The 12,838-nt window shown below is 63.1% G+C and carries 10 protein-coding genes and 1 tRNA gene; 8 read left to right on the top strand and 3 right to left on the bottom strand.

What is annotated here, in order from left to right; all coding sequences use genetic code 11:
- Positions 1–10 precede the first annotated feature (10 nt).
- Together H7B90_RS13985 and H7B90_RS13980 are read right to left on the bottom strand one after the other, a co-directional pair.
- The gene (locus H7B90_RS13985; RefSeq protein ID WP_185136503.1) at positions 11–673 is read right to left on the bottom strand and encodes a methionine ABC transporter permease; all 663 of its coding nucleotides are present in this window, start codon (positions 671–673) and stop codon (positions 11–13) included.
- The gene (locus H7B90_RS13980) at positions 663–1,688 is read right to left on the bottom strand and encodes a methionine ABC transporter ATP-binding protein (protein WP_185136502.1); all 1,026 of its coding nucleotides are present in this window, start codon (positions 1,686–1,688) and stop codon (positions 663–665) included. Before H7B90_RS13980 ends, H7B90_RS13985 begins: the two co-directional genes overlap by 11 nt.
- Before the next feature lie 425 nt (positions 1,689–2,113).
- Here H7B90_RS13980 and H7B90_RS13975 point away from each other — a divergent pair, with 425 nt between their 5' ends.
- The 3 genes from H7B90_RS13975 to H7B90_RS32555 all read left to right on the top strand — a co-directional run bounded on the left by H7B90_RS13975 (position 2,114) and on the right by H7B90_RS32555 (position 6,889).
- Positions 2,114–3,490 (top strand): LLM class flavin-dependent oxidoreductase, encoded by a 1,377-nt coding sequence (locus H7B90_RS13975; protein WP_185136501.1) that lies wholly within the window; start codon positions 2,114–2,116, stop codon positions 3,488–3,490.
- Between the two features lie 184 nt (positions 3,491–3,674).
- A complete protein-coding gene (locus tag H7B90_RS13970; protein WP_185136500.1) occupies positions 3,675–4,646 on the top strand; it encodes an aldo/keto reductase in 972 nt (323 codons plus the stop codon).
- 11 nt (positions 4,647–4,657) lie between these two features.
- The gene (locus H7B90_RS32555) at positions 4,658–6,889 is read left to right on the top strand and encodes an SfnB family sulfur acquisition oxidoreductase (RefSeq protein WP_221482043.1); all 2,232 of its coding nucleotides are present in this window, start codon (positions 4,658–4,660) and stop codon (positions 6,887–6,889) included.
- A gap of 594 nt (positions 6,890–7,483) precedes the next feature.
- On the opposite strand, the gene H7B90_RS13960 is transcribed toward H7B90_RS32555, so the two are convergent.
- Positions 7,484–9,412: an ABC-F family ATP-binding cassette domain-containing protein gene (locus tag H7B90_RS13960; RefSeq protein ID WP_185136499.1), complete on the bottom strand. Its 1,929-nt coding sequence runs from the start codon at positions 9,410–9,412 to the stop codon at positions 7,484–7,486.
- Positions 9,413–9,658: 246 nt separating this feature from the next.
- Between H7B90_RS13960 and H7B90_RS13955 the strand changes: the two genes are divergently transcribed.
- The 5 genes from H7B90_RS13955 to H7B90_RS13935 all read left to right on the top strand — a co-directional run bounded on the left by H7B90_RS13955 (position 9,659) and on the right by H7B90_RS13935 (position 12,791).
- Entirely contained in the window at positions 9,659–10,405 is a 747-nt protein-coding gene (locus H7B90_RS13955) for a hypothetical protein (RefSeq protein WP_185136498.1), read from the top strand.
- Between the two features lie 87 nt (positions 10,406–10,492).
- Positions 10,493–10,568, top strand: a tRNA-Lys gene (locus H7B90_RS13950).
- Positions 10,569–10,653: 85 nt separating this feature from the next.
- Positions 10,654–11,850 (top strand): SulP family inorganic anion transporter, encoded by a 1,197-nt coding sequence (locus tag H7B90_RS13945; protein ID WP_185136497.1) that lies wholly within the window; start codon positions 10,654–10,656, stop codon positions 11,848–11,850.
- Positions 11,851–12,066: 216 nt separating this feature from the next.
- On the top strand, positions 12,067–12,648 hold the full coding sequence (locus tag H7B90_RS13940) for a class I SAM-dependent methyltransferase (RefSeq protein ID WP_185136559.1): 582 nt from the start codon (positions 12,067–12,069) through the stop codon (positions 12,646–12,648).
- Entirely contained in the window at positions 12,642–12,791 is a 150-nt protein-coding gene (locus H7B90_RS13935) for a hypothetical protein (protein ID WP_185136496.1), read from the top strand. The genes H7B90_RS13940 and H7B90_RS13935 overlap by 7 nt, the downstream gene beginning before the upstream one ends.
- Positions 12,792–12,838: the final 47 nt, after the last annotated feature.

The following is a 12,838-nucleotide window of genomic DNA, read 5'->3' as shown; positions in this document are numbered from 1 at the left end:
GATCCCTTCATTAACGGCGCAGGAACTTGCGGGAAGCGGCGTTGCCGATAAATTGGGCGATCTGCACGAGAAGGACGAGAATGACGATGGTGACGAGCATGACGGAGCCGTCGAACCGTTGGTAGCCGTACGTCATCGACAGGTCTCCGAGTCCGCCGCCGCCGACCGTTCCCGCCATCGCGGAGAAGTCGATCAGGCCGACCGTCATGAACGTGAGCCCGAGGATGAGAGGGCCGAGCGCTTCGGGAATGAGCACGCCGAAGATAATCTGGAACGGGCCCGCGCCCATCGCCTTGGCGGCTTCGATGATGCCGGGATCGATGGAGACGAGATTGTTCTCCACGACCCGCGCGACGACGAACGACGCGACGATCGTCATGGGGAAGATGGCCGCCCACGTTCCGATCGTCGTCCCGATGACGAGGCGGGTGAAGGGACTGATGGTGACGAGGAAAATGATGAAAGGAATCGGCCGGATGATGTTGATCGCCAGATTGAGGACGAAGAAGACGAACCGGTTCTCGAGAATGTTCCCCCGCCGGGTGACGAAGAGGAGCAAGCCGATGATCAGGCCGAGGACGCTCGAGAAGATCAAGGTGAAGAACACCATCGTCAGCGTCTGGCCGGTCGCTTCGACGAGCCGAACCCAGAACGTGCTCCAGTCAACTTTCATGATCGATCACCTCCCATATTTCGACGGTCCGCTCCAGCTCCTCCACGACCCGGGCGATCTCCGAGTCCTCGCCCGCGAACTCCACGATCAAGCTGCCGAACAGTTGGCCCTGAAGCTCGTTGATGCTGCCGTAGATGATGCTGAAGTCGATGTCGTATTTCTTGGCCGCGCGCGACAGCACCGGTTCGCCGGTCGTCCCGCCCTTGAAGACGACGCGGTACAAGCGCCCGGAGTGATGCTGCTTGAGAAGGGCGAGCAGCTTGGGCGACAGCTTGTCGTTCTGGACGGAGCTGATGAAGCTCCGGGTCGTCTGCTTCTTGGGGTGGGCGAAAATATCGAATACGGGCCCCTCCTCGATGACGGCTCCGTTCTCCATGACCGCCACGCGGTCGCAGATGCTGCGGATGACGTGCATCTCGTGGGTGATCAGGAGAATGGTGATGCCGTATTCTTCGTTGACCTTCTTCAGCAGCTTCAGAATCTCTCCCGTCGTCTCCGGGTCCAGCGCCGAAGTCGCTTCGTCGCAGATCAGGATGTCGGGCGAGGTGGCGAGCGCGCGGGCGATGCCGACCCGCTGCTTCTGCCCTCCGGACAGCTGCTCGGGGTATTGGTCCGCCTTGTCCTCCAGCCCGACGAAGCGAAGCAGCTCGGTCACCCGTTCCCGGATCCGCGCTCTCGGCGTTCGGGCGAGTCTTAGCGGATAGGCGACGTTCCCGTAGACGGTTCTCGAATTGAACAGGTTGAACGTCTGGAAGATCATGCCGATTCGCCTTCTCAGCTGGCGCAGCTCCCGGGCGGATAACGCCGTGAGATCCCGGTCGCCCACGACGACCTTGCCTTCGGTGGGCTTCTCCAGCAGGTTGACCAGCCGAAGAAGGGTGCTCTTGCCCGCTCCGCTGAAGCCGATGACTCCGTAGATCTCGCCTTTGTTCACGTTCAGCGTGACGTTCTCCACCGCGCGGACTTCCTTGTTCTTCGATCTGAAAATTTTGCTGACTCCTTGAAATTGGATCAACCCGGCTGCTCCTTTCGCGAATGCGGACCTTGATAACCAAGAAAATTAAGTTTAATACTCGGATTAATGGCGAGAGAACATCCTCGCGGATTCCCGAACGCGGAAAAGCCTCTTCCGGCATGGCGCGGAAGAGGCTTCGCGATCCGATACGAAAGCGGCCCCTCCCGTCCTCCCGCCGCTTATGGGCCGGGGGAAGACTCCGGAATTGGTCACAGTTCTGACGGATCAGTCACCGAGATTTGCGATTGGCCTTACTTTAAACCGCGGTTATCGAACATGTCAATAGGTCACGGCAAAAAAAGTTTCCGGAATTTCCTTCTCTTGACACCCGGAATTGGGCAGTGTTAGCATAGCCTCAATTCGTTAAACCGAGTTTGTCTATGAGAAAAATAGAGTTTTGGGTCGGGAAAGGAACGGTGAGAGGCATGGCCAAGCAAATTCGCCTGAACGCGTTCGAGATGACCAGCGCGATGCTGAATTCCCATGGGCTCTGGAAGCATCCGGACAACGTCCGAACGAGGCGATACAAGGATCTGGATTACTATACCGAGTTGGCCCAGCTGCTCGAGAGGGGGAAGTTCGACGCGGTCTTCTTCGCGGACGTCATCGGCATTTACGACGTTTACAAGGCAAGCCGGGACCCTGCCATCCGCGAAGGGGTGCAGGTTCCGCTCAACGACCCGGCCTTCGCGATCCCGATCATGGCGCAAGCGACGAAGCATCTGTCGTTCGCCTTGACGGTGAGCACGACCTATGACCATCCGTACGCCCATGCCCGAAGAATGTCGACGCTGGATCATCTGACCAAGGGGAGATTGGCCTGGAACGTCGTCACCTCCTACTTGCCGAGCGCCGCCCGCAACTTCGGCCATGACGAGATGATGAAGCACGACGACCGCTACGAGCTGGCCGACGAATTCCTCGAGGTCGCCTACAAGCTCTGGGAAGCCAGCTGGGAAGACGGGGCGATCGTCAACGACGTTCGGAGGAACCTGTTCGCCGATCCGTCCAAGGTTCACGAGATCAACCATGTCGGCAAGTTTTTCAGAGTGCCCGGCCCCCACCTCAGCGAGCCGTCGCCGCAGCGGACGCCGGTCATCTACCAAGCGGGCTCGTCCCCGAAGGGCCGCGACTTCGCCGCCAAGCACGCCGAGTGCCTGTTCGTCGGCGGGCCGACCCCGGAAGCGACCCGGTCGTCGATCCAGGACATCAAGAACCGCGCGGAGCGCTACGGGCGCGACCCGGAGGAGATCAAGGCGTTCACGTTCCTGAACGTCGTCGTCGCGGAGACGGAGGAGGAGGCCGAGCTCAAATTCGCCGAATATTCGCGCTTATGGAGCGGGGAAGCGGCCAAAGCGCAATACGGCGGATCGAGCGGCTACGACCTCTCGCGGTATACCGATCTCGACGCGATCTTCGAGTACAAGCATACGGAACACGGCCAATCGCGGGCCGCTTCCTTGACGAAGGATGCCCCGAAGAAGCTGACGGTGCGCGAGGTGCTGGGCAGCTTCGACCGTCTGAGCCGCAAGTTCGCGATCGTCGGGGATCCCCGCCAGGTCGCGGACGGCATTCAGAGCTACTTCGAGGCGACGGGCGTGGACGGCTTCAACCTCGCCCACTTCGTCACGCCGGGAAGCCTGGTCGACTTCGTCGAGCTGGTCGTTCCCGAGCTTCAGAGGCGGGGAATCTACAAGACGGACTACGAGGAAGGGACGTTCCGGGAGAAGCTGTTCGGGCCGGGCAAGCGCTATCTTCCCGATCATCATCCCGGAGCGAAGGTTCGGACGTTCCCGGTCTGAGGGCGGGTTCCCGGCCCAAGGCCAGGTTTCCGGTCTGAGGACGCGTACCCGGTCGGGGGCCGGGGTCCTGGTCTGAGGACGCGTACCCGGGCGGGGCCGGGTTCCCGCCTATGGATTGGAATCGTCCGGGTATCGGAATCGCGCGTGCGGGAGTACAATCATGGCAAAGGAGGAGGGATTTCCAATGGCGATTTATCGTACGGTAGGCCGAACGGGCATTCAAGTCTCGAAGCTGTGCTTCGGCACGATGTCGTTCGGGGGCATCGCGGACAAGGCGGCTTCGAAGGCGATGTACCTTCGCGCCCGGGAGAAGGGCATCAACTTCTTCGACACGGCGGATATTTACAACGAGGGCCGCGCCGAGGAGATTCTCGGCGAGCTCATCCAGGGAGAACGGGACCGGCTGATCCTGACGACCAAGGCGGGCTTCCCTTCCGGACAGGACCCGAACGCGAGGGGAGCTTCGCGCCGCCACTTGTTCCTCTCGGTCGAGAGCAGCCTGAAGCGGCTTCGGACCGACCGCGTCGAGTTCTACTTCATCCACCGCTTCGATCCGCTCACTCCGATGGAAGAGACGCTGCGGGCGCTGGACGATCTGCGGCGGCAGGGCAAAATTCTGTATCCCGCCGTCAGCAACTGGGCGGCTTGGCAGATCGCGAAGGCGCTCGGCCTCTCCGCCAAGGAAGGGCTCGCGCGGTTCGAGCTCGTGCAGCCGATGTACAACCTCGTCAAGCGCCAGGCGGAAGTCGAGATATTGCCGCTCGTCCAATCGGAGCAGCTCGGAGCGATCAGCTACAGCCCGCTCGGTGGAGGCTTGCTGACGGGCAAGTACGGGGTCGGCAAGCGTCCGGAGAGCGGAAGGCTCGTCGAGGTGGACAGCTACGCGAAGCGCTACGAAGGAGAAGCGAACTACGAGACGGCCGAGCGATTCGCGGCGTACGCCGAACGGCGCGGCATCCATCCGGCTACGCTCGCGGTCGCCTGGGCGCTCGGCCATCCGGCTATTACCGCTCCGATCATCGGAGCCCGAAGCCCGGAGCAATTGGAGCCGTCGCTGGCCGCGCTCGACTTCGAGCTTCCGGAGGAATGGCGCCGAGAGATCTCGGCTCTCTCGGCCGCGCCGCCGGTCGCGACCGACCGGAGCGAAGAAGCGTAGGAGGGGATGGCATGTCCGTTCGACTCGGTGCCGCCGCCGCGGGGATCCGTTCGCGGATTCCTTCCGCGGCCTCCTTGGCTTACCGGCTCGGAGAGCTGCCGGTCGACTTCCGCAGAAGAGGGATCGAGCTCGGGTTCGTGCCGGAGAACAACGAATGGACGGTTCGGATCGAGGGCGAGATCTATTCGATCCGCTGGGGGTCTTCGCTTCGCGAGTGGCCGTCGCTCGCTCCGGAGCAGGGCCGCAAGGCGATCGCGCTGATCCCGCGGAGCCGACGGGAGTTCGTTCTCGTCCGGTCGGATTCGAGCTTGCGAACGATCGAAGAGCTGGCAGGGGCGCGCATCGGCATTCCGACCGAGCGCTCGCCGGCGGTCCCGGAGGCCGAGGCGGAAGCGACGAGAGGCTTCGAGGAAGCCCTTCGCCTCGCGGGCTTGAAGGAAGCGGACGTTCGCCGGGTCGCTCTCCGCTTGGAGCCGGCGTCGGCCGCCGATACCGACGGGTTCCGGGAACTGTCGAGAGCGCTGTCCCAAGCGCTCCTCTCCGGGGAAGCGGATGCCGTCCACGCCGGCGGCGCGCTCGCCGTCGGCTTGCGGGAGGTGATCGGAGCGCGGCCGATCGGAAGCTGGGTCGCTTCGTCGCCTTTGGTCGTCACGGCGTCCGAACGGCTCGTCCGCCGGCACCCGGCGACGGTAGAGCGCATACTGGCGCACGTTCTCGCGGCCGCGGACTGGGCGAAGAGCAACCGGGAAGCGGCATGGAGGCTTCTCGCCAAGGACGCCGGCCTGACCGAATCGGCGCTGGAATCCGCCTATGGAGACCGTCTTCTCGAGGAGCTCGAACCGACGCTCTCCCCGGATCTTGTTGAGATGGTAGACCGGGAGATCGAACGGTGGGCGGCGTATGGCTTCCTTGGCGAAGTTCGTCCGCTCGCCGAGCGGCTGGCGCCGGATTCTCTGGAAGCGGCCCGGGAGCTGCTCGCGTCCGGGAACGTCGAGCGTCCGTCCGCCGATAGGGTATCGCCCTACGCGCTGGCGCCGGTGCCCGATCGCTTTTTCACCGAGCGCCGGCAAGCCCGCCGGATCGGTTCGGACGAGGAGGCGATCGAGGCCGCCCGCGAATTCGCCGAACGGATTCGGGAGGGGGCGTCCGAGAGGGATCGCGAGCGGAGGCATCCGTTCGAGGAGCTGAAGCGGCTCGGGGAGAGCGGGCTGCTCGGCCTGTGCGTGCCGAAGGCGTACGGAGGCCCGGGCGTGTCCGTGCGGACGCTGACGGAGATCTTCAAGATCGTCTCCGCGGCGGACGGAGCGATCGGCCAAATTCCGCAGAACCATCACTTCTTCGTCCGCTCGCTCGAGCTGGCGGGCACCGAGGAGCAGAAGCGGTTCTTCTTCGGCGAAGCGCTCCGCGGCGCCCAGTTCGGCAACGCGCTGGCGGAGAGGGGGATCAAGGGGTTCAAGGACATGACGACCCGGCTGACGAAGGCGGGGGACGGCAGCTACCGGCTGTCGGGAAGCAAATATTATACGACCGGCGCGCTCTATTCCCACTGGATTCCGGTGACCGCCCTGGACGAGGAAGAGAGAAGAGTCACCGTCTTCGTCCCCCGCGACGCGGAGGGGGTCGCCGTCATCGACGACTGGAGCGGAATCGGCCAGCGGACGACGGCCAGCGGAAGCGCGGTGTTCCGCGACGTGGCCGTGCCGGCCGATCGCGTCGTGGCGCATTGGCGCATCTTCGAGAAGCCGCAGACGTTCGGGGCGTTCGGCCAGATTCTGCACGCGGCCATCGACGTCGGCATCGCCAAGGCCGCCTTGGAGGATGCGGCCGGGTTCGTCCGGGAGAAGACGCGGCCGCCCTTCAAGAGCGGCTACGCGCGGGCGTCCGAGGATCCCGACCTGATCCGCAGGTTCGGGGAGCTCGGCATCCGGCTGCAGGCGGCCGAGGCGCTGCTGGACCGAGCGGCCGCGGCCATCGACGAAGCGGAGTCCCGGCTAGACGAGACGACGGCGGGCCAAGCGACGCTGGCCGTCGATGCGGCCAAATATTTCGCCGCCGAGACTTCGATCGAGATTACGAACGCGTTGTTCGAAGTGTCGGGAACGTCCTCGATGGACCGCAAGTACAATTACGACCGGCATTGGCGCAACGCCCGGATCCATACGCTGCACGACCCCGCCAGGCTGAAGCTGCATCGCGTGGGCAACTGGCACCTGAACGGAATCTATCCCGAGTACAAGCTATAACGGAACAAGGCTATCCCAGAGGCCCGAGCGGCTTAGGGGATAGCCTTGTCCTGCAAGTAAGACCCATTGCGAATACGGTCATTGGAGTGATCGTACAAAAGGCCATAACGGATGGCGGAGAGGCGGCAGGGAGGCGGCTAACGAATCGAGGAGACGCTATTTCGCCAAAAACAACGGATTTTCCATTCTAACGAATCGTATAGACTCTATTTCGTGCTGGAAGTCCCTTTTTCCCCTCAAATACCCTAAATAAGATCGCTGGAGTTCGTTAGATTGTCAAAATGGGCTTCTAAACGCTATCTAGCGTCTCCTGGGTTCGTAAGAGAAAACAAGGGTCTATGAACCGGAAGCATGGGATTCCGATTGCAACCATAAACGAGACTTCCATGTCTCCAGAAGGAAAGGCGCGGTAGAGGGGGTGTTATCGACCAAAAGGCCATAAAGGGAGGTGAAGCGGAGGAGAAGCGGAACGATCCGTTGGCCCCCCGCCTACACCGCCTACACCGTCCACACCGCCTACACCGCCTACACCGCCTGCTCCGCCGATTCGCCGTCGAAGCCCCGTACCCGCCGCCCGGCGGGATCCCTTCAAGCCTAGCCGTTCTTCTTCTGCGTGGCGATCTTCTCCGCCAGCTCGTTCAGCTCCGTCCACCGCTCCAGCAGCCCGTCGAGCTTCTCCTCGAGCTTCCTCTGCTCTTCCATCAGCTCCTGGAGCAGGGCGGAGTCGCTTCCCGCGGCTTCCATCCGGGCGGCGACCGACTTGAGGCTCATCTCCGCCTCGGCGATCCAGCCGTCGATCTGCTCGAAGTCTTTCTGGTCCTTGTACGACATCTTGAGCGGGCGTTCCCGCTCGGAGGTTCTCGTCTCCGCCGGCGAGGCGCTCTTCGGCTTGGCGGAAGCGTCCGGCGCGGAGCTCGCGGCCGCGTTCCGGGCCGCCTGCTCCTCATACTCGGAATAATTGCCCGTATACTTCGTCACGACGCCTCCGCCTTCGAACGCGAAGATCCGCTCCGCCGTCCGGTCGAGGAAGTACCGGTCATGGCTGACGACGAACACGACGCCGGGAAAATCGTCGAGGTAATCCTCGAGCACCGTCAGCGTCGCGATGTCGAGGTCGTTGGTCGGCTCGTCGAGCAGCAGCACGTTGGGAGCGTCCATGAGCACGCGCAGCAGCTGCAGCCGCCGCTTCTCCCCGCCGGACAGCTTGGCGATCGGGGTCCACTGCATCGCGGGAGGGAACAGGAACCGCTCGAGCATCTGGCCGGCCGAGATCGTCTCTCCTTCGGCCGTGCGCACTTGCTCCGCGCCCTCGCGGATGTACTCGATGACGCGCAGATTGCCGTCCATCTCTTCGTGCTCTTGGGAGAACCAGCCGATCTTGACCGTCGGCCCCAATTCCACGCTTCCCTCGTCCGGCTGGAGCTTGCCGGCGATCAGCTTAAGCAGCGTCGACTTGCCGCTGCCGTTGCGCCCGACGATGCCGACGCGGTCCTCCGGCACGGCGATGTAGCTGAAGCCGCGGATCAGGACGCGGTCCCCGTAGCTCTTCCCGACGCCTTCGAGCTCGACGATCTTCTTGCCCAGCCGCGCCGAAGCGACCGATACGTCCAGCTTGCCGGCGGACGCCTTCGGGCCTTGCGCCTTCAGCGCCTCGTACCGGTCGATGCGCGCCTTCTGCTTCGTCGAGCGCGCCTGGGCGCCGCGGCGGATCCAGGCCAGCTCGTTCCGCAGCAGGTTCTGCCGCTTCGCCTCCGAAGCGGCTTCGCGTTCCTCGCGCTCCAGCTTCAGCTCGAGGAAGCGGCTGTAATTCGCTTCATAGAAGTAGGCGCGCCCCCGGTCCAGCTCGATGACCCGGTTGCTGACGCGATCCAGGAAGTAGCGGTCGTGCGTAATCATGAGCAGGGCGCCGCGGCGCTTCTGAAGCATGCCTTCGAGCCACGCGACGGATTCGTTGTCGATATGGTTCGTCGGCTCGTCCAGGATGAGAATGTCGGACGGCTGCAGCAGGGCGGCGGCCATGGCGACCCGCTTGCGCTGCCCGCCGGACAGCGTCTCGACCTTCGCGCCGTAATCGTCGATGCCGAGCTTGGAGAGCGCCGTCTTCGCTTCGCTCTCCATTCTCCAGGCGTCCAGCTCGTCCATCTTCTGGTTGGCGGCGATCAAGCGCTCCTGCAGCTTAACGTCGTCCGGACGCCGCTCCAGCTCGGCCAGCGCCGCCGAATAGGCGCGCACCGCCTGCAGCTGCGGCGATTCGCCGCCGAGCACGTGCTCGAGCGCGGTCTCGCCGGGCGCGAACACCGGATCCTGCGCCAGCATCCGGATGCGAACCCGGCTGCCGACGCTGACCGTGCCCGAATCGGCCGGCTCGAGACCGGCGATCACCTTCAGGAACGTCGACTTCCCCGTTCCGTTCACCCCGATAATCCCGATCCGGTCGCCTTCCGCGACCCCGAAGGTAACGTCTTCGAACAGAAGCTTGTCTCCGTGGCTTTTCGTAATATGTTCAACGGATAGAAGATGCATAATCCGACCTACTTTGCTAAAGATTAGAATAGTTGATCTCCCTTATCATATCATATTTCTGACCGGACATCGGACGAGCCGGCCGGGAGCGGACATCCGGCGGACGATCCGCCGGCAAGGAACCTCGGGCTCGTCGTCAAGCTGGACCGCGGTCCAGTCCCGGCTCTGCCTTCGGACCGTTCCGGCTCGGAGGCCTCTCTTATACAATGAAGTTAAATCGAGATCACGAACGGAAGGGGAATCGACATGACGGGAGCGTACGAATGGACGAACGACGGACTCGCCCTGCTCTTGATCGTCGCGTGGGGGATCGCTCTCTATCGGCTCGGCCGCATCGGCTACGCGCCTAGCTATCGGCTCATGAGGCGCCGGATCGAGGGAGCGCTCGGCTTCGCCCTGGCCGCGGGGGCGCTCTCGATCGCGAAGCTGGCCTATTCCGCGATTGTCTCGCCTAACGTGTGGAGCCTCGGAGCCGACAACCTGCCGCTTCAGGCGGTTCTGCTCGCCGCGCCGTTCGCGGCCGCCCTGGCCCTGTCGGTTCCGCGCCTCTGGAGAGCGGCGAAGATGCCGGCTCCGGACGAAGAGGCCGCGCCGGACGGCGCCGCCAGAAGGAAGGTCGCCGATCCGACCGCGATCGTGCCGTTCCAGGCATCGGCGGTCGGGGCCGCGCTGGCTTGTTACTTAGGCTATGCGGGGAGCGGGCCGATCGGAATCGGCTGGGCCGATATGGCGGCGCCGGTCCCGCTGCTGATTCTGGCGACGGTATTGCTGTGGCGCCGCCAGCGCACCCGCCGCCGCACGTTGGGCAAGTTCAGTTGGACGCTTCCCGCCTTCGCTGTCCGCGCGGCGCGCGGCACGCTGGCGATCCTGGTCGCGGCGGCGGTGATCGTAATCTGGGCGCGCGGAACGGGAGAGAACGTGATGCCGAACCGGGCGGGACAGCTCGGAGCGGGCGGATGGATCGGAGCGAATTCCGTCGCGGGCACGAAGTAAAGGCGAAATGAATAGGCAATTCATTTTTTTTGAGAAAAAGGGTTGCAGGCGATCAGAGGATGTGATATATTAATTATCGTTCCTCGAAGGCCTGTAGCTCAGCTGGCAGAGCAGTTGACTCTTAATCAATTGGTCGTGGGTTCGAATCCCACCGGGCCTACCAATATCGAATTGGACAAGCAACCTTCGCGGGTTGCTTTTTTTAATTTTCATTTTCAGACAGAGAACGAAGGAGAGAACCTACCTGCATGCGGCTGCGACTGAAGCAACAATGGCTGTCGAACCCCCGTCTGGACATCTTGGCCGGCATCACGACCGTTCTGGCGCTTATCCCGGATTCCCTCGCGTTCGCCTTCATCGCCGGCGTGAACCCGATGGTGAGCATCTATTCCACGATCTGCATTCTTCTGCTGATCTCGTTCTTCGGAGGCAGGCCGGGCATGGTGTCGTCTTCGGCCGGCTCGATGGCGGTGCTCATGACCGCGCTCGTCGCCGAGCAGGGGCTCGAGTATCTGTTCGCGGCTACTCTGCTGACCGGCGTCATTCAGTTTCTGATGGGCGTGTTCAAAATGGGAAGGCTGATGCGATTCGTGCCCCATTCGGTCGTCACCGGGTTCGTGAACTCGCTGGCGATTCTGATCTTCCTCTCCCAGCTTAGGTATTTCGAAGGCCAGCCCTGGCTCATGTACGCGATGGTGGCGGTCACCGTCGCCATCATCTACGCGCTGCCGCGCTGGTTCAAAGCCGTGCCTTCGCCGCTCGTGGCGATCGTGCTAATGTCCGCCGCTTATGTGCTGGTGCCGGGCGATCCGTTCCAGACGGTAGGAGATCTGGCGACGATCCAGGCGACGCTGCCGATCCCGCATTGGCCCGATATTCCGCTGAACCTGGACACGCTGTGGAAGATCCTCCCGACGGCGATCTCCTTGGCCATCGTCGGGTATTCGGAGACGCTGCTCACCCAGACGATGATCGACGATCTGACCGGCACGAAGACGGACAAGGACCGCGAGCTGCGCGGGCAGGGAATCGCCAACGCCGCGACCGGGCTCATGGGCGGCATGGCCGGCTGCGCGCTCGTCGCCGAATCCGTCATCAATGTGAAAAACGGGGGGACGACCCGCCTCTCCACGCTGGTCGCCGGCGTCGCGCTTCTCGTCCTTATCTTCGCGCTCGGGGACGTCGTGTCGGCCATTCCGATCGCCGCGCTCGTCGGCGTCATGGTGTACGTGTGCGTGGAGATCTTCGATTGGAAGTCCTTGCGGAACTTCCGCCGCGTGCCGCCCGCCGACTTCGCGACGATGGCGCTCACGGTCGCGATCGTCGTGGCGACGCACAACCTGGCGATCGGAGTGCTGGCCGGCGTCGCGATCAGCGCCGTTCTTCGCTTCTCGACCAGGTCCAAGCTTCCGGCCGCTTCGAAGGCGGCGGAGCTCGATTCGTGATCGATTCGGTTCCCCATATACCAATAACACGCGCTGATCCCGCCGTTCGGACAATCCGGACGGCGGTTTTTTCATGTGTTCTTTAGATGGGTTATTTTATTCCGCCTGCGACTCCCGGCGGAATCTTTATTTTTTCTTCAGATTTTCCCCACGGCGCTCCTTAGAATTGCGGCTTAAGATGAAGCCATCCACCTTAAGGGGGCCGGCGGAATGTCGATGTTAAGTCCGGACGGCCGAATCTTCCTCCGGAAGTTCGTCCGTTATCCGAAGCAGGTCGGAAGCGCGGTGCCGAGTTCGCGGTATCTCGCGAAGAAGATGGCAGGGGCCGTACCGTGGAACGAAGTCCGGGCGGCGGCGGAGCTCGGGGCGGGGACCGGGGCGATTACCCGCGTTCTCGCGGAGCGGATTCGTCCGGGAACGGACGTTTATCTATTCGAGAAGGATGCCGACATGAGAAGGAGACTGGCCGAACGTTATCCCGGGTTCACCTGCGCGGCCAACGCGGCGTGTCTCCTGGACGTCGTCGGCGGAGGCGTAAGCGGAGGAGAAGGCCGTCTCGACTGCGTGCTGAGCGGGCTTCCGTTCTTCAACTTTCCCCAGGAGCTCCGCGACCGGATTCTCGGGCAGGTCGAGCAAGCGCTGAAGCCCGGAGGCCTGTTCGTCGCGTTCCAATATTCCCTGCAGATGCGGGGGCAGCTGTCGCGCAGGTTCGAGATCGAGCGGATCGGGTTCACGCCGCTGAACGTTCCGCCGGCCTTCGTGTACGTCTGCCGCAAAAGGGGCGGGTCCTCATGCTGATCGACCAATGGATCGGATGGATCGGCGACTTCGGCTATGCCGTCTATTCGGGCGGGCTCCGCGTCCTCTGGCTCGCCGTCGCGATCGGGGGCGCGGCCTGGATTCTTTACTCGCGCCGGGAGAAGGGGAGAAGCGGCGGCTGAGCTTTGCTAGTTTTTGCTATAATGGAGTCGACTGTATTCCAGGACCA

It is taken from the genome of Cohnella xylanilytica, from assembly GCF_014212175.1.
Taxonomy (GTDB): domain Bacteria; phylum Bacillota; class Bacilli; order Paenibacillales; family Paenibacillaceae; genus Cohnella; species Cohnella xylanilytica.
Note: the sequence above shows the minus strand (reverse complement) of the source record. Positions and strands in the feature narration are given on the sequence as shown.

Bases quoted from the DNA above. Each gene is read 5' to 3' on its own strand.
- H7B90_RS13940 (WP_185136559.1), top strand. From the start codon at position 12,067: ATGTTAAGTCCGGACGGCCGAATCTTCCTCCGGAAGTTCGTCCGTTAT.
- H7B90_RS13955 (WP_185136498.1), top strand. From the start codon at position 9,659: ATGACGGGAGCGTACGAATGGACGAACGACGGACTCGCCCTGCTCTTG.
- H7B90_RS13945 (WP_185136497.1), top strand. From the start codon at position 10,654: ATGCGGCTGCGACTGAAGCAACAATGGCTGTCGAACCCCCGTCTGGAC.
- H7B90_RS13935 (WP_185136496.1), top strand. From the start codon at position 12,642: ATGCTGATCGACCAATGGATCGGATGGATCGGCGACTTCGGCTATGCC.
- H7B90_RS32555 (WP_221482043.1), top strand. From the start codon at position 4,658: ATGTCCGTTCGACTCGGTGCCGCCGCCGCGGGGATCCGTTCGCGGATT.
- H7B90_RS13975 (WP_185136501.1), top strand. From the start codon at position 2,114: ATGGCCAAGCAAATTCGCCTGAACGCGTTCGAGATGACCAGCGCGATG.
- H7B90_RS13970 (WP_185136500.1), top strand. From the start codon at position 3,675: ATGGCGATTTATCGTACGGTAGGCCGAACGGGCATTCAAGTCTCGAAG.
- H7B90_RS13960 (WP_185136499.1), bottom strand. From the start codon at position 9,412: ATGCATCTTCTATCCGTTGAACATATTACGAAAAGCCACGGAGACAAG.
- H7B90_RS13985 (WP_185136503.1), bottom strand. From the start codon at position 673: ATGAAAGTTGACTGGAGCACGTTCTGGGTTCGGCTCGTCGAAGCGACC.